The sequence below is a fragment of the Mucilaginibacter gotjawali genome (genome assembly GCF_002355435.1).
GTDB lineage: Bacteria > Bacteroidota > Bacteroidia > Sphingobacteriales > Sphingobacteriaceae > Mucilaginibacter > Mucilaginibacter gotjawali.
Genome location: NZ_AP017313.1, coordinates 5,806,544 through 5,825,716, shown reverse-complemented (window position 1 = coordinate 5,825,716; position 19,173 = coordinate 5,806,544). Strand labels below are relative to the sequence as shown.

General features: G+C 46.7%; 14 protein-coding genes and 1 pseudogene. 6 read left to right on the top strand and 9 right to left on the bottom strand.

Annotated features, from left to right (window positions below; all coding sequences use genetic code 11):
• Nucleotides 1-59: 59 nt before the first annotated feature.
• The 4 genes from pafA to MgSA37_RS25650 form a co-directional block, all read right to left on the bottom strand.
• Complete coding sequence (pafA, locus tag MgSA37_RS25665; protein ID WP_096356361.1) at nt 60-1,793, bottom strand: alkaline phosphatase PafA; 1,734 nt, start codon at nt 1,791-1,793, stop codon at nt 60-62.
• 131 nt (nt 1,794-1,924) lie between these two features.
• On the bottom strand, nt 1,925-3,082 hold the full coding sequence (locus MgSA37_RS25660) for an acyl-CoA dehydrogenase family protein (RefSeq protein WP_096356359.1): 1,158 nt from the start codon (nt 3,080-3,082) through the stop codon (nt 1,925-1,927).
• A complete protein-coding gene (pnuC, locus tag MgSA37_RS25655) occupies nt 3,037-3,654 on the bottom strand; it encodes a nicotinamide riboside transporter PnuC (RefSeq protein ID WP_096356357.1) in 618 nt (205 codons plus the stop codon). The genes MgSA37_RS25660 and pnuC overlap by 46 nt, the downstream gene beginning before the upstream one ends.
• Before the next feature lie 7 nt (nt 3,655-3,661).
• The gene (locus MgSA37_RS25650; protein WP_311732854.1) at nt 3,662-6,055 is read right to left on the bottom strand and encodes a TonB-dependent receptor; all 2,394 of its coding nucleotides are present in this window, start codon (nt 6,053-6,055) and stop codon (nt 3,662-3,664) included.
• Nucleotides 6,056-6,482: 427 nt separating this feature from the next.
• On the opposite strand from MgSA37_RS25650, the gene aspS reads away from it, so the two are divergent.
• Together aspS and MgSA37_RS25640 are read left to right on the top strand one after the other, a co-directional pair.
• Nucleotides 6,483-8,228 (top strand): aspartate--tRNA ligase, encoded by a 1,746-nt coding sequence (aspS, locus tag MgSA37_RS25645; RefSeq protein WP_096356355.1) that lies wholly within the window; start codon nt 6,483-6,485, stop codon nt 8,226-8,228.
• A gap of 171 nt (nt 8,229-8,399) precedes the next feature.
• The gene (locus MgSA37_RS25640; protein WP_096356353.1) at nt 8,400-8,762 is read left to right on the top strand and encodes a hypothetical protein; all 363 of its coding nucleotides are present in this window, start codon (nt 8,400-8,402) and stop codon (nt 8,760-8,762) included.
• 407 nt (nt 8,763-9,169) lie between these two features.
• On the opposite strand, the gene MgSA37_RS25635 is transcribed toward MgSA37_RS25640, so the two are convergent.
• Both MgSA37_RS25635 and MgSA37_RS25630 read right to left on the bottom strand, forming a co-directional pair.
• Nucleotides 9,170-9,631, bottom strand: a complete 462-nt coding sequence (locus MgSA37_RS25635) for a hypothetical protein (protein ID WP_096356351.1) — start codon at nt 9,629-9,631, stop codon at nt 9,170-9,172.
• 274 nt (nt 9,632-9,905) lie between these two features.
• Nucleotides 9,906-10,895: a hypothetical protein gene (locus MgSA37_RS25630; RefSeq protein ID WP_096356349.1), complete on the bottom strand. Its 990-nt coding sequence runs from the start codon at nt 10,893-10,895 to the stop codon at nt 9,906-9,908.
• 346 nt (nt 10,896-11,241) lie between these two features.
• Between MgSA37_RS25630 and MgSA37_RS25625 the strand changes: the two genes are divergently transcribed.
• From MgSA37_RS25625 to MgSA37_RS25610, 4 genes and pseudogenes are all read left to right on the top strand, one after another.
• A complete protein-coding gene (locus MgSA37_RS25625) occupies nt 11,242-12,084 on the top strand; it encodes a phosphoribosyltransferase-like protein (RefSeq protein WP_096356347.1) in 843 nt (280 codons plus the stop codon).
• Nucleotides 12,081-12,392, top strand: a complete 312-nt coding sequence (locus MgSA37_RS25620) for a hypothetical protein (protein ID WP_096356345.1) — start codon at nt 12,081-12,083, stop codon at nt 12,390-12,392. The genes MgSA37_RS25625 and MgSA37_RS25620 overlap by 4 nt, the downstream gene beginning before the upstream one ends.
• Before the next feature lie 407 nt (nt 12,393-12,799).
• A pseudogene (locus MgSA37_RS25615) lies at nt 12,800-13,585 on the top strand (reverse transcriptase family protein); the annotation flags it as partial.
• Nucleotides 13,586-13,691: 106 nt separating this feature from the next.
• Complete coding sequence (locus MgSA37_RS25610; RefSeq protein WP_096356343.1) at nt 13,692-14,144, top strand: hypothetical protein; 453 nt, start codon at nt 13,692-13,694, stop codon at nt 14,142-14,144.
• Between the two features lie 1,076 nt (nt 14,145-15,220).
• Here the strand turns inward: MgSA37_RS25610 and MgSA37_RS25605 are convergent.
• The 3 genes from MgSA37_RS25605 to MgSA37_RS25595 form a co-directional block, all read right to left on the bottom strand.
• Entirely contained in the window at nt 15,221-17,431 is a 2,211-nt protein-coding gene (locus tag MgSA37_RS25605; protein WP_096356341.1) for a transferrin receptor-like dimerization domain-containing protein, read from the bottom strand.
• A 252-nt stretch (nt 17,432-17,683) separates the two neighbouring features.
• Nucleotides 17,684-18,469: an indole-3-glycerol phosphate synthase TrpC gene (gene trpC / locus MgSA37_RS25600; protein ID WP_096356339.1), complete on the bottom strand. Its 786-nt coding sequence runs from the start codon at nt 18,467-18,469 to the stop codon at nt 17,684-17,686.
• Between the two features lie 82 nt (nt 18,470-18,551).
• Nucleotides 18,552-19,136, bottom strand: a complete 585-nt coding sequence (locus MgSA37_RS25595) for an anthranilate synthase component II (protein ID WP_096357742.1) — start codon at nt 19,134-19,136, stop codon at nt 18,552-18,554.
• Nucleotides 19,137-19,173 lie beyond the last annotated feature (37 nt).

The window sequence follows — 19,173 nt, the reverse complement described above, 5'->3', positions numbered from 1 at the left end:
GTCCGGAAGTCCGGAAAGTCCGAAAGATTAATTTTCTTGTTTTTTAAACGCGTCTAAATTCACTGCTCTTTTCGTCTTTCGGACTTCCCCAGCACTTCGCTGATCGGTGTCCCGATGCTGCCGTTTGGCGCCTGGATATGTAACAAGGCGGCAATGGTTGCGGCAATATCTGTCATATGTGTTTCACGGGTAAGGCTGCCATGTTGGATGCCCCAGCCCATGAATACCAGCGGGATATGGTTGTCATAAGGGTTCCAGGTGCCGTGGGTTGTTCCCGTTGGGCCGCTATCGCCCGAGCCATGTCCGGTAAAGTATGCCGGTTTTAATATAATCTGCACTTCGCCGCTATGCTCCGTGCTGTAACCGTTTACTATACGGGAACGCAAGGCTTCGGGGATAGCAGCGGTTGCGGCTTTTTTCATGTCCACTGCAAATGCAACTTCGGGCAGCTTTTCAAAATAACCGATGCAGTCTTTCTTTAAAATTTCTTCATCCAGGTGCAGGTAATTAACGATACTGTAGTTGAAATTTACCTGGTAATTGGCAAGGCTTAATACCAGGCCGTCAACTTTATATTTATCCAGTAAAAATTTATTCAGGTCCTTTAAGGCTGCGCCATCGTCCCAAACCCCGGCGGGAATGTTATGATCGTTTAAAAACGCGGTATTATGCGCCGCGCCGTGATCGGCAGTTAAGAAAACGGTATAATTGCCTCTACCAACTTTGGCATCTAAATAAACTAAAAAATTGGCGATATCACGGTCCAGGCGCAGGTAAGTGTCTTCAATTTCAACGGCATTTACCCCAAACTGGTGGCCAATATAGTCAGGCGACGATAAACTTACGGCTAAAAAATCGGTTACCGGGTGCTGGCCTAATTCTTCCGCATTGATGGCGGCAACAGCCAGGTCGAGCGTAAAAGTATTTCCATAAGGGGTTGAGCGGATCAAACCCAAATTGCCTTTATACATTCCCGAAGTTTTTACCGGAAGGGTGGGCGCGGTCATGCCCTTGAATTTACCTTCGTATTTGGTACTGTCAGCAGTACTTTGCAGGTAGGTATCTTTAGGATATAGCGTGTTCCAGTCCAGTTTTAAATAGTTTTCCGCCAGTTTCTGGTCGTTGAAATCTTTAACCCACTGCGGCAGGTCTTTCATGTAATAAGTGCTGCTGATCCAGTTGCCCGTTTTATCATCAAACCAATAAGCCGCGTTTGCGGTATGGCCAGCCGGCAAAATGCCGCCTCGGTCTTTTAAAGCGATCCCAATAACTTTCGACCTGAAATTGGTCGCCAGGCGCAGCTCATCGGTAACGGTTGTTACCAGTAAATTTTTGGGTGACATTTGGCCTGCCTTTGATTCGCTGCCAACGGTTTGTACCGTTGTATCTTCTGTACAATACATCGATTTACCGGTGGCCTGGATGATAAAATCGTTTCCGGCTATGCCGTGGATAGAAGGCACCGAACCGGTATAGATACAAGAATGGCCGGGGCCGGTGAATGTTGGGATATAATCAACCTGGGTGTTTTCGCAGCTGAAACCCTGGTTTAATAAACGTTTAAAGCCATTATCCTGGTAGCGGTCGTAATAACGGTACAGGTAATCCCAACGCATCTGGTCAACTACGATGCCCACTACCAGTTTAGGGCGGGGCAATGAGTTATCCGGTACAACACGCCCAAAATTATCGGCAATAGTTGTAACTGCTTGAGCGTGTTTCTTTTTTGTTTGTGCCGAGACAGAAACAGCGGCAAAAGCGAATACTATGACAAGTAAATGTTTGATCTTCATGCTGAATGATTAAGTGCCCAAATATCTGCAATGCAATTAAATTTCAATGTGATATTTTTGTTAACAATGTTTTGTTGCGGATTTCACCGATTAGGAGAAGATTACACCGATTTTTTAAACTATTAAAAATATTACAGGAAGGTCAATAAGGAATGCTGGCTCGCGGTATGAATATCGCGCCAAACCTGGTTGATCTCCGAATCGGTATTTGCAGCAATTAAGCCGCAATAGGGGTAAAGCCTGTCAACGCATTCTCTTGCTGTTTTGGCTAATATGCGGCTTGTTTTACTTACGGCTTCTATGGTTTTTTTATCAGCAACCCCATCCGACTTTAAGGTAAGCCAGGATTGATCTACCGCGCGGTAAAAAGATCTTCGGGCTTTATCCATTTTATTTTTGTGATTGACTAAAAGCGCTGTAATTAAGTTTTTTTGTTGTGGCGAGAGTTTTTCTTGTTCCTGTTTCTCAGCAAAAATATTGCTGCACAAATCCATAAAATGAATGGCCATGCCCGAAATATTTGCTGCAAGGGTTGCCTCGGCTAATTGCAGAAAAGGATATTGGTACAGTACGTTTTTAACGATAGCGGCATTCGGGTTTATTTGAAAACAATTCAATTTGTTTACTTCAATGCCCTGCGCTTCAAAAGCATCGCTGCCGGTGGCAACCATGCCGGTGTATTTCCATGCAGGCAAAATATTTACTTTGCTGCTTTCAAATATGAAAGGCAATACTAATGGACTGCCATCATCATTTAAAACCACTTCTTCGCCGTTTTTGATGATGCAATTGGCAGTAAAATGGGTGGCATGATCCGCGCCGCTGGCATATTTCCATTTGCCGGTAATCTTATAGCCGTTTGGCGTTATTACAGCTTCGCCGGTGGCTGCGCCGCTGCCTGCCAGGCACACCTCCGTCGATCCAAATATTTCTGTCGCTTTTTCCGCTGCTATAAAACCGCCAAACCAGCCTGCACCGCAGCATAAGGTAACCACCCAGCCCAGGCTTCCGTTTGCCCAGCTGATGCTTTCTTCCAGCCGGACAAGTTCCGGCAAAGATTTTTCGAGCCCCGAATAAACCTCAGGAACAAGCAGTTTAAACCATTTTTGCTCATAAACAATGGCCAGCTGATCAGGATGGATCTTGCCCAGCCGCTCCGCTGCAAAAGCGGAATCTCTGATGATTTTTACGATGTCAGGAGATAAAAGAGTTGAGGGATGTTCTGTTTTCATTGGGTCGATTTTTAACCGGTTACAGCCGCTTGCCGGGCTTTGCAAATCTTTATCCATTTATATAAGCCCCCAAAAGCAATTACAAACAAAAACAAGGTAAGCGCAGCAAAAAGCGGCAGTTGTTTATAAAACAGCAGCGGGATGGCAAATAAATTTGAAATGTTGAGGAAGATCCAGTTTTCGATCTTCCTTTTGGCCAGCAGCCACATCCCGGCCCATGCTGTTGACGATACCAGGGCATCCCAAACCGGCACATTGGATGGTGTTAAATATTTAAGCAACAGGTATAGTACCAGCCAGCCCCCTATAGAGATGGATAGACTGATCACCCAATCCTTTTTGCCCGACCAGGAGATCACCACCTCCGGGCCTTGCTTCTTTTTTGCCCAATGCACCCAGCCATAAACGCTCATCACCAGGTAATAAACATTTAAGGCGGAATCTGCATAAAGCTGCACCGTAAGCAACAGGTATATAGCGATGATGGTACTTGCAATGCCAGTAGGATAGAGCCAGATATTATCATACAAAGCAAACAAAACTTCGGCCACACCCAATATAACGGCAAGCCATTGCAGCAGGCTGGTTTCCTTGATTTGTTCGTTAAAAAGCTCGATCCAGTGGTGCATAATCAGGTTAAAACTTAAGGTTTAGCCCAAGCAAAAAGTTGATGGGCGCTTGCGGGAAAAAGTAATTATAGTTCACCACTTTGCCGCCTTCAATATCAGGATAGGTGGCGCCATCCGATTGGTACTTTTCGCTGAAAATATTATTGACCAGCAAACTTAGTCCGATATTTTTTACTCCCTTGATGCTGAAATTATAGTTGAGCCGCAAATCGTTTACCACATAGGCGCCGAGCGAACGGCTTACCGTTGAGGTATTATCAAGATACTGGCGGCTTACATATTTGGTGATAAAAGCAATTTCGGCATTTTTTACGGGACGGTAGCTGATAGTGCTTGAGCCCGTAAAATCAGGGGAGTAGGCAATGTCGCTTGTTTTGTAAAGTGTTCCGTCAAGCGTTCCGGTATCGTAGTTTTGCAGGTATTGCTCAAAGTTTTTTACTTTATTGGCGCTTAGGGTAGCGTTTATATACCAGCTTAAAGGCTGGGCTATTTTAACGCGGGCGCTGGCTTCAATACCTGCGCGGTAGCTGTCTTTTATATTGGTGCGGATAGCTTCGCCGACATCATCAAGCGAGCCGGTTAGCACCAGCTGATTTTTGTACAGCATGTAAAACCCGTTAATGCTTCCGCTAAAAGTGCTTTCATTTATCCGGTAACCCAATTCCAGGTCTTTCAGATTTTCTGGCTTGGGGCGGCTTTGCGGCGAAGAATTGGTATAATCGCTGCGGTTAGGCTCATGGTTACCCACGGCTACCGAGGCGTATACGTTACTGTTGTCGTTAAGCTGGTAGGTAATCCCGGCTTTAGGATTAAAGAAGTTAAGCCCGACCGCCTGCTGCACATTGTTCAGGTTTTCGTCAAACCCTAAAAACGAATAATAAATATGGCGGTATTGCAGGTCACCGTATAACAGCCATTTCCCTAAATGATATTCGGCACGGGCGAAAATATTAAAATCCGTTTTTTTAGCATCATTGCGGGAGTATTGATAATCAGGCGGAATATTGGTGCTCTCCTGGGTCCATTCGATATTGTTATAATGAGCGCCCTTGTATTCGTTATAAGCGCCGCCAAGTGTTGCATTAAGGGTGTTATCGGGCTTATAATTTAAATTATAGGTGAGGCCATAAAAATCGTTATTGAGCCATAAACGGCGCACCAGGTCAGTCGCTTCAATAGCGGTACCGCCAACTACCACCGGTGTTACCCCGTAATATTGTAGCGAATCGGCATTGCGGTATTCTTCATAATAACCAAAGCCTTTGGTATAATGCAAGGCGCCGCTAAACGATAGCTTGCTGCTCAGCTGCTGGTTGTACAGTAACTGGTAATAGTTTTGGGTATAGTTATCGGTTTGGTTTTTATAAAAGCTATTGCTTGAATTGATATAGCCCAACTCGTTATACCGGCGGTTGCCTGCCTTTACACTGTCTTCAGGTACGCCGTCCCAGGCCTGGTAGGTTTTTTCGTAACCCGAAAATACATTCAACCTAAGCACGCTTTTTTTACCATAATACGCTCCGCTTAAAAAGAAGGACTTCAGGTCGGAGGATGCGCGGTCGATATAACCATCGGAACGCATCCTGGATAAGCGGCCATCAAAACTAAAGTGGTCGCCCAGCAAACCGGTTCCGAAGCTTGCCGTGTTTTTTACCGTGCCGTATGATCCCGCCGAATTATTCAGCTCAGCATAAGCCGTATCATGCCGGGTGGTTGTTTGTATGTTAATACTTGCACCAAAAGCGCCTGCGCCATTTGTGGAGGTACCTACACCACGCTGCACCTGGATGTTTTCGACCGACGAAGCCATGTCGGGCAGGTCGACAAAATATACACCCTGGTCTTCGGCATCGTTTAGCGGGATGCCGTTGAGCGTAACATTGGTACGGGTAGCGTCCGATCCGCGGATACGAATGCTGGTATAGCCAACCCCTGCACCGGCATTTGATGTAACTACGGTTGAGGGCGTTTGCTCCAGCAGATATTCAAAACCCCGGCCGGTATTGTTTTTATCGATGTCTTTTTTACTGAGATCGGTAAAGGCGGTGGGGGAGTTTTGGGTAGCACGGGTAGCGCTTACAGTAACGGCTTCGGTAAACAGCGTGCCGGGTTTCAGTGCGAAATTGCTTACAGCGTTAGCGTTTATTAAAATTGCTTTGGTAATTGCCTGGTATCCCAGAAATGAAACTTTGAATGTGTAATTACCGCTTTTTAAATTGTTAAAATGATACTTACCATTAGCATCGGCAATAGTGCTTATTGCCGGGCTTGATAAGCTGATGGTAGCGCCGGGCAGTACATCGCCGGTTTGCTGGTCGGTTACTTTACCGGAAACAGAGAATTGGGCCGCAGCCATGACAGGCAGCAGCAGGGCGAATAACGCCGAAAATAAATTTTTCAAAATGATTAAAAATAAATTTAGTTAAACCATCTCCGCATCAGGGCGAATACGCAGTACACTTAACTTGTTACCTCTCCCTACGCCGGCATTACCCGGATCAGGTGTAGCCCCCCGGCCCCCTAAAGGGGGTGGAGTAATCAGCCAAAAAGCTTTTTACTCCCCCTTCAGGGGGGCGGGGGGCATGGGTTTGATCTCAGCCTGTCTTTCAGTTTGGTAAAATAACCTGCAGATTATTTTGCGACCAAAGCAAGGCACCCCTTGAGAATTATGGGGCAAAGGTAGTGTTTTTTTGGAGTCCGAAAGTCGGAAAAGTCAGTAAAGTCCGAAAGATGAAGATTTTTATGCCTTTTAGGTCAACTTTCGGACTTCCGGTCTTTCGGACTTTCCGACTAAAACCCTACTTTTGCAAACTTTATAAATCAGTACCATGTTAAGAACACATACTTGCGGCGAATTAAATATCAGTCATTTAGGGCAAACGGTTACTTTATGCGGATGGGTCCAAAAATCACGCGACCTGGGCGCAATGACATTTATTGACGTTCGCGACCGTTATGGTTTAACCCAGTTGGTTTTTAATACCGACAGCGATGATTCCTTAAGGGAAACCAGTCGTTCACTCGGGCGTGAATTTGTAATCCAGGTTACCGGCGCGGTGCTGGAACGTACCAGCAAGAACGCTAAAATGTCCACCGGCGAGATAGAGATCGGCGTAAGCAAAATTGAGGTCCTGAACGGGGCCAAGGTTCCGCCGTTTATGATAGAGGATGAAACCGACGGCGGCGAAGAGCTGCGCGCCAAATACCGCTACCTTGATTTGCGCCGCAACCCTATCCGCAACAACCTGATGCTCCGCCATAAAATGGCGCAGGAAGTACGTAAATACCTGGATGGTCTTGACTTTATCGAGGTGGAAACCCCGGTATTGATCAAATCAACCCCCGAAGGCGCCCGCGACTTTGTGGTGCCAAGCCGCATGAACCCGGGCGAGTTTTACGCCCTGCCGCAATCGCCCCAAACTTTTAAACAATTGCTGATGGTAAGCGGGTTCGACAGGTATTTCCAGATCGTTAAATGTTTCAGGGATGAGGATCTGCGTGCTGACAGGCAGCCGGAGTTTACACAGATAGACTGCGAGATGGCTTTCATCACCCAGGAAGATATTTTAAATGTATTTGAGGGATTAACCCAGCACTTGTTCAGAACTGTTAAAGGGATCGAGCTGGGCAGCGTACCGCGAATGCAATATGCAGATGCCATGCGTTTATATGGATCCGACAAGCCGGATATCCGTTTCGGGATGCAGTTTGTGGAGCTGAATGATATCGTAAAAGGCAAAGGGTTCAGCATTTTTGATAATGCAGAACTGGTGGTTGGCATTAACGCCAAAGGCTGCGCCGAATATACCCGCAAACAAATTGACGAACTGACCGAATGGTTAAAACGCCCGCAAATTGGCGTTACCGGGATGATCTATTGCCGTTACCAGAGTGATGGTACGCTCAAATCATCTGTGGATAAATTTTACGGCGAAGACGACCTCACCAACTGGGCGGCTGCTTTTGAAGCTGAACCCGGCGATATGATGTTTGTTTTAGCCGGCAATGCTGAAAAAGTGCGCAAACAACTGAATGAGCTTCGCCTGGAAATGGGCAACCGTTTGGGCCTGCGCGACAAAAATACTTTTGCCCCGTTATGGGTACTTGATTTCCCTTTGTTAGAGTGGGACGAAGAAACCAGCCGTTACCATGCTATGCACCACCCTTTCACCTCGCCAAAGCCGGAGGATATTGCCTTGTTGGATACCAACCCGGGAGAAGTTAGGGCGAATGCTTATGATTTGGTGATCAACGGTACCGAAGTTGGCGGCGGTTCTATCCGGATCCACGACCGTGCTTTGCAATCCCTGATGTTTAAACACCTGGGCTTTACGCCGGAAGAAGCGCAAAAACAATTCGGCTTTTTAATGGATGCCTTTGAATATGGCGCACCTCCGCATGGCGGGCTTGCTTTTGGATTCGATAGGATGGTATCTATTTTCGCCGGGCTGGATTCTATCCGCGACGTGATCGCCTTCCCTAAAAACAATTCAGGCAGAGATGTGATGATCGATACACCATCGACTATTTCAGACCTTCAGATGAATGAGCTGAAGATAAAGACCACTGTCTGAACTAAGATGCGCAGGATTTAAGGATTGCAGGATTAGACGGGGGGAGGCTTATACTTTTTTGTCATTGCGATCCGCCTATTGGCGGAGGCAATCGCGAACTTTGCTTTACCGCCGGCGTTGTGTTAAAAAATAAATGTTTACTTTTAACACAACAATTAACCTCCCAAATCCATGAAAAGAAAGATCCTGATCACTGCTGCATTGCTCCTCACCTTTGGCGCAGCATTCGCCTGGTTTGCCGGCGTAGATGGCAAATGGAATGCGATGCTGAAGGGCCCCGATGGCAATGAATTCCCGATATCCTATACCTTTAAAACCGCCGACACCACGCTTACCGGTTCGGTTACCTCGTCCATTGGCACTTTTGCTATTTCGGATGGCAAGGTTAAAGGCGACAGTATATGGTTTGTTGCGCACATCAATACCATGGCGATTAAAAACAAAGGCCGCTATTACGCCGATGGCGACTCCATCAGCCTGCGGGTGGGTATGCGGGCTACGCATACTAATTTGAAACGCGCTATCGAAAAATAGATCGGGTCATTGGGTCATTTGCTGCGCGTCATTGGGTCATTGGATAGGTGGGTTGGGTAAGGCTGGAGCAATAACCAAAAAAACATGTCATGCTGCTTGTTTCAGCACCTCTCGCGCTTAGCCGTGAGCTAAGTATTCGCCCGCCATGGAACGCTCTCCACCCGCTCATTGCGAGGAACGAAGCAATCTCTGCGGCGGACATTCCGTAAAAGGCAATATAAGATTGAACGGCGTGCGGCTGATAGGTCACCCGGAAATCTTGGTGCTGGGATTAGCATGCGTAGAGATTGCTTCGTTCCTCGCAATGAGCGACTTGTGTGGCTATGGGTACCTTTTGCAATTGTCTTTTGGCACGCGCGCCATAATCGCTCCAAACGGGCAATAAGGCATTTCGCATCTCCCCTTAACTATTTGCTTATCGTAACGATGTTATTAAAGTTGCATGGTGCGCAAACGGCTTTGCGGTTTAAGGTGATCGCGCTCACCTTCGACGAGGAATAACACTTTCCCTGGGTAACCGAAACCTCCATGTGTACCGTATCGGCCGGCAGCGCGGCCAGTTTTAAAATAAAGTCCTGGGTTTCATGGCCTAAAATCACTACAAACCTTTTGTCTTTTTGTGCGCTATCTACCACCATGCTAATGTTGTTGCCTGTTAGCGAGCTGGTAACCGACAGATCGCTGAATTTATAGGGCGAGGTGGGCGATAAAAAAAGGTCGGCGCCGGTGGTTTTGTCAACTATGCGCACATTGGCCGATAGCAACTGCAGCGCCACAGGAAAGACCGGGCACTGGTTGTCGGTATTTTTTTTGCAGGCGCTCCAGCCGCTGCAGGCCAATAGCAAAAGTAAAAGGTGTTTGGTTTTCATAGTGCTTGTTTGTTTATGTCATTCCCGCCGTATGGGTGTATGGGCTCCGGGTTTAAGGTTTAATTATTAATAGTTTGCTTACCGGTGGCATCGCTTTCAACGGTGTTTTTTATAAGATACGAAGCGCGGGGTGTAAATGTAACATATGATACAAAGTAAACAAGCTTGATGGCTGGCAGTGGGGCGCGGTGTTGACGTAAACTAGTTGCCATAGGCATCCCGGAGTCGCAGACCGCGCAGGGCGGGGTGGAAGCATTTGCCGCGCCCAGGGCGCTTACTGCACAACAATAGAACTGGCGGTGCTGCCGCCATTGCCTATGGTTACCAGCTGCCCGTTTTTCCAGTAGCAGGCCTGTTGTTTATTGTTATTATCGATGAAACCGGCCAGGTAAACATCGCTGCCTGCAATAAACAACGAATTGCCCCACGATGCCTGTGTGCCGCCGGGCAGATGCTGCTCAACGCCATTTTTCCAAATCGTGGTGGTCATCACATTGTTAAGGTACACATAACCAGCTGCATACACATCATGGCCTGCAACAGCAACAGCATAGGCTTCGCCGTAGTTGGCCGACAGGGTGCCGGGCTGCCCGTTTTTCCAGAGGATGGGTAAAATGCCGGGGTTTGAAACCTGCGAGCCGGCGATGTAAACGTCGCTGCCCGAAACGGTAACGAAGCGCGCGTACGAGGGTTCATTAAGCGCCAGGGTATGTATGGCCCCATCTTTCCACAAAGTGGCAGTGGTGAGGCCGTTTAGCTGGCTGGTGCCGCATATGTAAACACTGCCGTTTACTACGGCCATGGCGCTGCATTGGGCCGAGTGGGTGCTGTCGATCACGGTGGCGACGCCGTTTTTCCACCAGGTGGTGTACAGGTTGTTGTTACCTATGGTATAACCGGCGGCATACACATCGCTGCCCGAAACCGTTACCGATGTTGCTACCGAAAGATCGGTGTTGGCGCGCACCGGCAAAAAAGTAGCTACGCCGTCTTTCCAGTATACCGCCGAGTTTTCCCCCCTGTTGAGATCATCACCCGCAATATACACTGAACTGCCGGACACCGCCAGCTGGTTGGCCTGGGCGTGGGCCACGCCGGTTGAGAGGTGCTGCGCTACCCCGTTTTGCCAGAACACGGCTGTATCGCCGCTCATGCCGGATATGTAAATATTGGGCGTCCGTTTGTTCACCTGGTGTTTTTTACAGGCAGTAAACAGGCTAAAAAAAGATAATATGGCAATAAAGTAAAACAGGTGGCGGTTCATACAGGTTATATTGGTTACCGAAGATATAAAATGATTGCGGCAATGGCAACGCGGTGTAATTTATTATTTCTTCCCTGGCGTGAGTATGCAGTGCCGGGCTGTGCGGCTGGGTGCCCCGCTGACAGGTCGCCGATGTAATTTGTGAAGCTTTTGTATTTGCCGACATATTATAACACTCACTGATCAGCATATTTGCTGCCTGTCAGCGGGGCATGAGTACGCCACCTTTTTTGCCTGCGCGGCATATTCGCGCCAGAGGAGAATTTTGTGTACTTATGCATTTCTCCTTCAAAATTTATATCTTCACGCTATCGAACTAACCAAAAACTATCACCATCCACTATAAATGAAGGATTTTTCGCTACAAAACTTTATACGCCTAAAAGAATTATTCCAAAACAAGCGCTGGTATAAAAACCACGATGAACAAGAGGTGTTCAGGCGTTTTGGATTTTTGCTTGGAAACTTAAATGAAATAGAACAGGAATTAATTTTGGACCTTTCAAGCCGTTATCTTTGGGTTTCTTATGGAAATTATCTGGGGATCCTAAAAGATTTATTTGTTGAATTCTCAAGTGAAGACATCTCAAATGTTAAACACATCTATTTTTTTCCAATAATTAAACCTGATGATGAACCACAAACAAAGAGCGGTAACGTTGTTTCATATCTATACAAATCAATTGTTTATGGTCTGCCAGCCAATTTAAGGTCCATTCCCTTTACCATTTTCGAGCAATTTGAAAAAATCGCTCCAGAGAGTTTTACATTAAAGGAAGGGGAATTACTTATTCTTATTGACGATTTCATTGGTTCTGGTACAACAATTTCAAATACTTTCAAAGAAATTGATAAAAACCCATCTATTGAATATCAAAATATTAGAATATTCACAATAACTTTAATGCAGGAAGCGATGAATATCTTGGCTGAGAAAGGCATAAATTTTTACTGTAAATATATTGAGAGCAAAGGCATAACAGACTATTATGGGGACATGGTGACTCAGAAAAAAGCAATTATGAAGAAAATTGAAAGAATGACTAAGGCCGGTAGTAATTATAAAATGGGATTTAAAAAATCAGAGGCTTTAGTGACCATGGCAAGGACACCTAACAACACATTTTCCATTTTTTGGTCGGATCATATAAAAGAAGGTAAAGAATTTTTAGCACCATTTAAACGATGAAAGAAATAAATTTGCAGATTTTGTTATCTAACGTCGAAAGTAACGGAACAATCAATAGTCTATTGGACAGGGGACTCGGATTCAAAGACATTGCCGACTTGACAGAAGCTGCCTTAATAGATGGTTTTATTATTTACAGTACCGAAGAAATGAAGCTTTCGGAAGCTGGACTTGAAAAACTAAGCGAACTTAGAAGCCAAATGAAGCGTGTCTCTAAAAAAGAGTGGATAGATCCCGAAGAGAAATCAAAAATTTCTAAAATCAATTTAGATTTTATATTTTTACCAGAACAGGATGATATTCCATAAATTGATTAGGATACTGGCGTAAGCCCGTGGGAACGGTGAGTCACTGTTCCAAAAAGCGAACTCCTTTTCAAGCTTATCTGTGGAAGTTTGCTCCGCTGAGCTACACAAACTTCCACAGATTCCAATACAGCCGGGGAGGTTTATCCTTCCCGGTAAAAATTGTCAAAAATGGAATTAGAATTATATAAACGAAGATTTACTGAAAAAGCGCTCGCAACTGGATATTCAGCTGAAAAAATAGAACGTTGTCTTAAATACGCAGAAAAGCTGTTGAGTTATGATTTGCCAGTTATATACAATCTCGAACATCTTTGTGCACTAGTCGGTTATCATTCCTCATATTTGCTGCGCGCGGTTGATCATCCAAATTTCTTTTACCGATCCTTTAAAATAAAAAAAATAATAATCAATTCCGGGATATAGACGAACCATTGCCAAGTCTAAAAGAAATACAAGATTGGATATTAACAAATATATTGTATCAAATAGCCCCCAGTAAATACGCAAAAGCCTATGTTCCGGGAACATCGTTAAAACAGAACATTTTATTCCATAGAGATCAACCTATTGTCCTCACAATGGATATAAAGGATTTTTTTCCTTCAGTTAAACGGTCCCAAATTACTGCTTTGTTTTTTCGACTAGGGTACTCAATTGCCATTTCTGATCTGTTGGCTAAACTTTGTTGCCTGAATGATTGCCTTCCGCAAGGTGCTTCTACCAGCCCATATTTGTCCAACCTCATTTTAGCTTCCTTTGATGATGCTATCGCCGTGTATTGCATACCATTAGGTATTCGTTATACCCGATACGCTGATGACCTTACGTTTTCTGGAAAATTTGATTGTGAAGTTTTGAAATTACAAGTTATAAAACACTTATCAATACATGGCCTGAAAATTAACGAACAAAAGACGCGGATCATGCGATTTGGAGAAAGACAAATTGTTACTGGTGTAGTGGTCAACAAAAAAATGCAGGTCAGTAAAGAGAAAAGGATGGCAATTAGGCAACAAATGCACTTTATCAAAAGATTTGGATTGGAAGAACATATGAAAGCAAGAAAATTATCAAAAGGAAATTATGTTAGACACCTATTAGGGAAGATAAACTTTATCCTATATATAAATCCAGACGATTTAGAATTTATTAAATATCGAGACGATCTCCTAAAATTGGGAATTGAAAAATAGATTAATAAAGGTCCCGCCTACCTATCTTCGTCGTTAGCTGGGGTAGCTGTTCAAACAGGGCAGCCTTAATAGATATAATTTAAATTTTTCTTGTATTTTTAAATTAATGACAGAATCAGATAAAATAGAAATCCTATTGTCAACAATTGATCGGCATTGGGGGCAGGCCAAACAATCGGAAGACCAACGTTCAAAAATGACTAACTATCTATTAGTTTTATATTTGGCTGCACAAGGTTTTATAGTTCAAAAGGATTTTGATCGATCTACTATTATGGTCTCCGTCATAATTATAATAGTCGCTATATATGGCGTTCTGGCATCATTTAAATATTACGAACGATTTAGATTGCATGCTACAAGAGTAGGTCGGCTCATGGATGTTTTTGACAAATTTTCTGATGGAATCAGCCTAAATATAATCGAAAAGACGGCTGATAATGATCACAAATTAAATTTTCCCAGACTCCATAAAATTAGGTTAAATAAAATTTGGATTTTATTGCATTGTGCATTTGCGGTCGTAGGTGTTGTGGATATTTGTATTAGTTTTTCATAATATATGTGCTGCACCCTGATTCATATGCGAGTTTCCGGTTGGGTTCTCGTGCCCCCATGCTACCGCAAGCGTTTTTCGCTGCCGCAAGCCTCCCGGCTTGTGGCCCGCTGACGGGTCGCCCGCCAGCAGGTCGCACGTCTTCTCCCTGGTAATTATTTTGTATTTTTAATGCATGAGTAGCAATATCAAATAACCTTAACCAAACCGTTTACCGAATAATTTAGATATTGATTTGGCTTGACCGGATATGTTTGCTACATCAACGCGGACCACAAGCGGGGACGCTTGCGGTAGCGCCGACATACCACGAGTTGCAAACCCGCGGCAGCACGAGAAAAAGAAGAAAAAAGCACCAAAAGTGCTGACACGTTTTTGTCAGTGACAAAATTTTATCAGCAGTTAAGTTTTTGATATTCAGTTTTGTAGGGCTTTGTAGCAGGTTGTAGCATTTGTAGCGCACGCTACAAGAAAGTGTTTTTTACGCAATGGACATGCTTTGCTAGTTTTCCCTCTTTTTGCAGTAAATGCCGGGGTTATACCGGTGTTTCGCGTTAGCGGGCGTCGCGGTTACCGGCCTTCGCGGCTAAGGCCCCGTGAAGTATGAGCAAAGCACGCGGCCCCCGTTTCTATCCCGGCCTACCGGCAGGCAGGAACGGGGGAAACGCCCTCCTTCGACAGGCTCAGGATGACATTCCTTTTTCAGTTAGCAGTTTTTAGTTGTCAGTGGGGATAGTTTGCAGGCACGGCGGTTAACACACCCCTCCGCCCCTCTCAAGAGGGGAACCGCACGGGGCCATGGCTTTTTTTTTCAATTCCCCCTTGAGAGGTTGTCAATAATCTAAAAACCATGTCATTGCGAGCGAGCCTGCCTGCCGGCAGGGAACGAGCGTGGCAATGACATGGTGGGTTAGCCATGCGGGTTAGGATGTTTGCAAACCAGCGGCAGCACGAGAATTGGATGAGATTTTATACAAATTATTCTTTATAAATCCAAGTAAATTACAGAATTTATTTGCGTACCAGGTGTACCACGTTTATTCATCTGTTCCGGTTGGTTCAGGTGCCCCTTGCCTTAATTACCTTGCCTCTGCCAAATACGCTGCCAAACTGCTGATCCGTTCGGCTACGATGCCGATTTGTTCCTGTGCTTCCGTCCAGTTGCGTTGTTCGATGGCTTCGCGGATGCCGGGCAGGGTTTTTACGCCGTAGCCGGTATAAAAACCGGGGGCGTAAATGGTGTGCCGGTACCAGGGGCGGCGGGGCAGGCCGTCGCCAAGCAATTGCTGTTCGGCATGGTATAATAGTTGGTTCAGCTTGTCGTGGCTGGTATTGCTTTGTGCTGCTGCTGCCCATGTGGTGGCCAGGCCATTGGCTGCTTTTTTGAGGCTGTCCAGCGCGGTTTTTAGCGGGGCGAAATCCAGTTTGGGCACTTCGGCTTTGGCCTCGGGGGCCTTTTCGTGTTTGGTTGGGTCGGCCGCCAGGGTAAAATCGTTGGCTTTGATCAGCTGGTTTTCCATGGTGGTGTTATCGCGCATTTTGTCGGTCAGCTCGGTTAACTCAGTCACGTATTTGCTGATGGTGGTATCCAGGTTGCGGAAATCAAAGGGCAGCAGGTCGGCATCGGCCATGCGCAAAATGGCATGCCCGGCCGTTTTTGAAAGCGCCACGCCATATTCAAAAGTGGGGTCCTTAAACCGGCGGTAATCATCAAACGAATCGTAAATGGAGTGGTATTCGCCGCCGCCGTCTTCGCCGCCAAAGGCAAGGTCCAAAGTAGGCACCCCCAAATGCTGTAAAAACGACGAAAAATCGGAGCCTGAACCAAGGGGTTCCAGCGGTTCCACTTTGCGGGCCATGATCTCTTTTTTATCCTTAACAGACCCGGCGTTAACCAATTCGCTGGCACGCTTGCGGTCGAAAACGCTTACGTTGGTTTGCGGGTCAGTTACGGTTTTGGTGATCTCGTCCATAAAGGGTTCCAGCGCCTGCGAGCCGCCGCCGCCGTAAAAGCCTCGACCGTTACCGTCGGAATTGATATACACTACGGCCTTTTGCTGCAATTCTTTATCGTGGTCCTCGGCATACTCGGTGGAGCCGACGAGGCCGGGTTCTTCGCCATCCCATGAGCAGTAAACGATGGTACGTTTGGGTTTCCAGCCGGTTTTGAGGAGGTCGCCCAGGGCTTTGGCTTCATCCAGCATGGCCACCTGCCCGCTGAGCGGGTCGCCGGCGCCGTTTACCCAGGCATCGTGGTGGTTGCCGCGCATTACCCATTCATCCGGAAATTCCGAACCTTTTATTTTGGCGATCACGTCGTACGCCTGCACCATATCCCAGTTAAATTCGAGTTTTAAATGCACGGTAGCCACGCCGGGGCCCACATGGTAGGTAATGGGCAGGCCGCCCTGCCAGTCGCGCGGGGCAACAATACCGTCGAGCGCTGCCAGCAGGGGCTGCGCGTCGTGGTAGCTGATGGGCAGTACGGGGATCTTTAGTATGGTGGTGGCATCTTTACGGTCGAGGCGTTTGGCATCCTTAGTGGCGCCAACGCCGGGCGTAAGCGGGTCGCCGGGATAGATCACCATATCCATTACCGAACCGCGCTGCACGCCGTATTCGTTTTTATAAGCGCCTTTGGGGTACACTTCGCCGGCGCTGTAGCCGTCATCGGCCGGGTCGGAGTAAATGATGCAGCCGATAGCGCCATGTTCATAGGCCACTTTTGGTTTGATACCGCGCCATGAGCGGCCATATTTGGCGATCACGATCTTTCCTTTTACATCGATGCCCAGCTTGGCCAGGGTTTCGTAGTCATCGGGCAGGCCATAGTTGACGAATACCAGCTGGCCGGTTACGTCGCCATCTGCGCTCCAGGCGTTGTAGGTAGGCAGCTGGTCGGACTGGCCCGAGGTGGCGTCTTCTGCCAGAGCGGGTTCTTTTAGCAAAGCGGTGTAGGTGGTGGGGCCGGTAAGCTCCAGCACCCGGGTTTTGGGTGAAGGAAACAGCACCGTATAGGGTTGCAAATGGGCATCCAGGCCATAGCTTTTATATTTGGCCAGGATCTTTTCGGCCACGGCCTTACTGCCGGGCGAGCCCAGGTTATGCGGGAAAGCAGAAAGTTCTTTTAAGTTTTCGCCAATACGCGGGGCGCTCAAAGCGGCATCAAAGGTTTGCTCGGTTTGTAATTCTTTTGTTGCATTAGCATCGGTAAAGCCGATGATGGTTTTTTGCTGTGCATTTACCGCGGCAGCAATGGCAATTAAGCCCAGGGTAAGTGTTTTTTTCATTAAGCGAAGTCAGTTGGGGTGAAAATAGGGAATTTGGAGGGGATGTGCAAAAGGATGTGCAAATGTGCAGATATGCAGATGTGCAGATGGGGTGTTGATGTGCAGATATGCCAGGTTACAGATGTGCGGATGGACGTGCACCCTGGTATTTTCAAACTTTCCTTCCCGAGAGGGGGACCTAACGGGGCCGTAGCTTTTTATTCTACTCCCATTAAAATCATCTGCACATTCGCATATTTGCACATCCGCACATCATTTTAATTCCTTAACAAACTCCAGCATCGCTTTGCCGGGATCTTCCTGTTTCATAAAGTTCTCGCCGATGAGGAAGCCGTTGAACCCGGCGAGTTTGAGTTGTTTGATGGTTTCGGGGTTGCTGATGGCGCTTTCCGAGATCTTTAAAAATGCTGCCGGGATATGGGGGGCCAGTTGGTATGAGGTTTCTACCGAAACGGTAAAATCGGCCAGGTTGCGGTTGTTTACGCCGATGGCGTCGAGGCTGGGGTGGAGGCTCCGTTCCAGTTCTTCCAGGTTATGCACCTCCAGCAATACATTCAGGCCAAGGCTTTTGGCGAGGGTGGCCATTTTGCCAATTTCGGCCGGGGTTAGTATAGCGGCGATGAGCAGGATGATATCGGCGCCAAAGGCTTTGGCTTCGATAATTTGGTATTCGTCGATCATAAAATCCTTGCGCAAAACAGGAATGGTATTGGCCTTGCGGGCCGCGATCAGATCTGCCTTTTTGCCCATAAAAAAGTTGCGATCGGTTAATACAGAAAGGGCCGAAGCGCCTGCCGCGGCATAGCCATTGGTAACATTTTTTACCGTAACCTTATCATTAATGATGCCTTTTGAAGGAGATTTTCGCTTGAATTCAGCAATGATACCGGTGCGGGCAGGGTCGAGCAGGAAATCTTTAAAGGAATAACACTCCCTTGCAAAAAAATCAGCCTCTTCCAGCTGCGTATAAGAAGTGCGTTTTTTTGCGCGCTCTACTTCCTTTTTTTTATGGATAACGATTTTATCAAGAATAGTCATGTGGCATTGCCCTCTAACTCCGCCAGAGGCGAAGGGATTTTTAATTTATTGATTTGTTTTTTAAACCACCCTGTTTCCCCCTTTAGGGGGCCAGGGGGCTGAGCCAGTTGCTCATCATTTCTTTTCCGTATTCAGTCAGCACTGATTCCGGGTGAAACTGCACGCCGCGCACGTCAAATTCCTTGTGGCGTAAGGCCATTACGGAGTTGTCGGCTTCATCGATGGCCGTTACTTCCAGGCATTCGGGGATGGATTTTTCATCTACCACCCAGGAGTGGTAGCGGCCCACTTTAAAGGTTTCGGGCAAGCCGAGGAATAGTTTTTCGTTGCGGTCGGTGATCTTTACCGGGGTAGCGATGCCGTGCATGGGCTGGCCCAGGTTGTACAGGCGGCCGCCAAACACCTCGGCAATGGCCTGCTGGCCCAGGCAAACCCCAAAAATGCTTTTGGTGGGCGCGTAACGCTCAATCACCTGCAGCAGCAAGCCTGCTTCAGACGGAATCCCCGGTCCCGGCGACAGGATAATGCGGTCGAAGGCCTCAACGTCTTCTATAGCAAATTTATCATTCCGCCACACTTCGCATTGCAGCCCGATCTCGTTAACAAGGTGCACCAGGTTATAGGTAAAGGAATCGTAGTTGTCGATGATTAATATCTTGTTGTTCATTTTATTCATTGCTAACCCTTCAAAAGGGGTTAAATTA

Excerpts from the sequence above, each read along its gene's own strand:
- trpC (WP_096356339.1), bottom strand. The coding sequence starts at position 18,469 with ATGACTATTCTTGATAAAATCGTTATCCATAAAAAAAAGGAAGTAGAG.
- MgSA37_RS25605 (WP_096356341.1), bottom strand. The coding sequence starts at position 17,431 with ATGAAAAAAACACTTACCCTGGGCTTAATTGCCATTGCTGCCGCGGTA.
- MgSA37_RS25635 (WP_096356351.1), bottom strand. The coding sequence starts at position 9,631 with ATGAAAACCAAACACCTTTTACTTTTGCTATTGGCCTGCAGCGGCTGG.
- pafA (WP_096356361.1), bottom strand. The coding sequence starts at position 1,793 with ATGAAGATCAAACATTTACTTGTCATAGTATTCGCTTTTGCCGCTGTT.
- MgSA37_RS25620 (WP_096356345.1), top strand. The coding sequence starts at position 12,081 with ATGAAAGAAATAAATTTGCAGATTTTGTTATCTAACGTCGAAAGTAAC.
- MgSA37_RS25640 (WP_096356353.1), top strand. The coding sequence starts at position 8,400 with ATGAAAAGAAAGATCCTGATCACTGCTGCATTGCTCCTCACCTTTGGC.
- MgSA37_RS25610 (WP_096356343.1), top strand. The coding sequence starts at position 13,692 with ATGACAGAATCAGATAAAATAGAAATCCTATTGTCAACAATTGATCGG.
- MgSA37_RS25595 (WP_096357742.1), bottom strand. The coding sequence starts at position 19,136 with ATGAACAACAAGATATTAATCATCGACAACTACGATTCCTTTACCTAT.
- MgSA37_RS25630 (WP_096356349.1), bottom strand. The coding sequence starts at position 10,895 with ATGAACCGCCACCTGTTTTACTTTATTGCCATATTATCTTTTTTTAGC.
- aspS (WP_096356355.1), top strand. The coding sequence starts at position 6,483 with ATGTTAAGAACACATACTTGCGGCGAATTAAATATCAGTCATTTAGGG.
- MgSA37_RS25660 (WP_096356359.1), bottom strand. The coding sequence starts at position 3,082 with ATGGATAAAGATTTGCAAAGCCCGGCAAGCGGCTGTAACCGGTTAAAA.
- pnuC (WP_096356357.1), bottom strand. The coding sequence starts at position 3,654 with ATGCACCACTGGATCGAGCTTTTTAACGAACAAATCAAGGAAACCAGC.
- MgSA37_RS25625 (WP_096356347.1), top strand. The coding sequence starts at position 11,242 with ATGAAGGATTTTTCGCTACAAAACTTTATACGCCTAAAAGAATTATTC.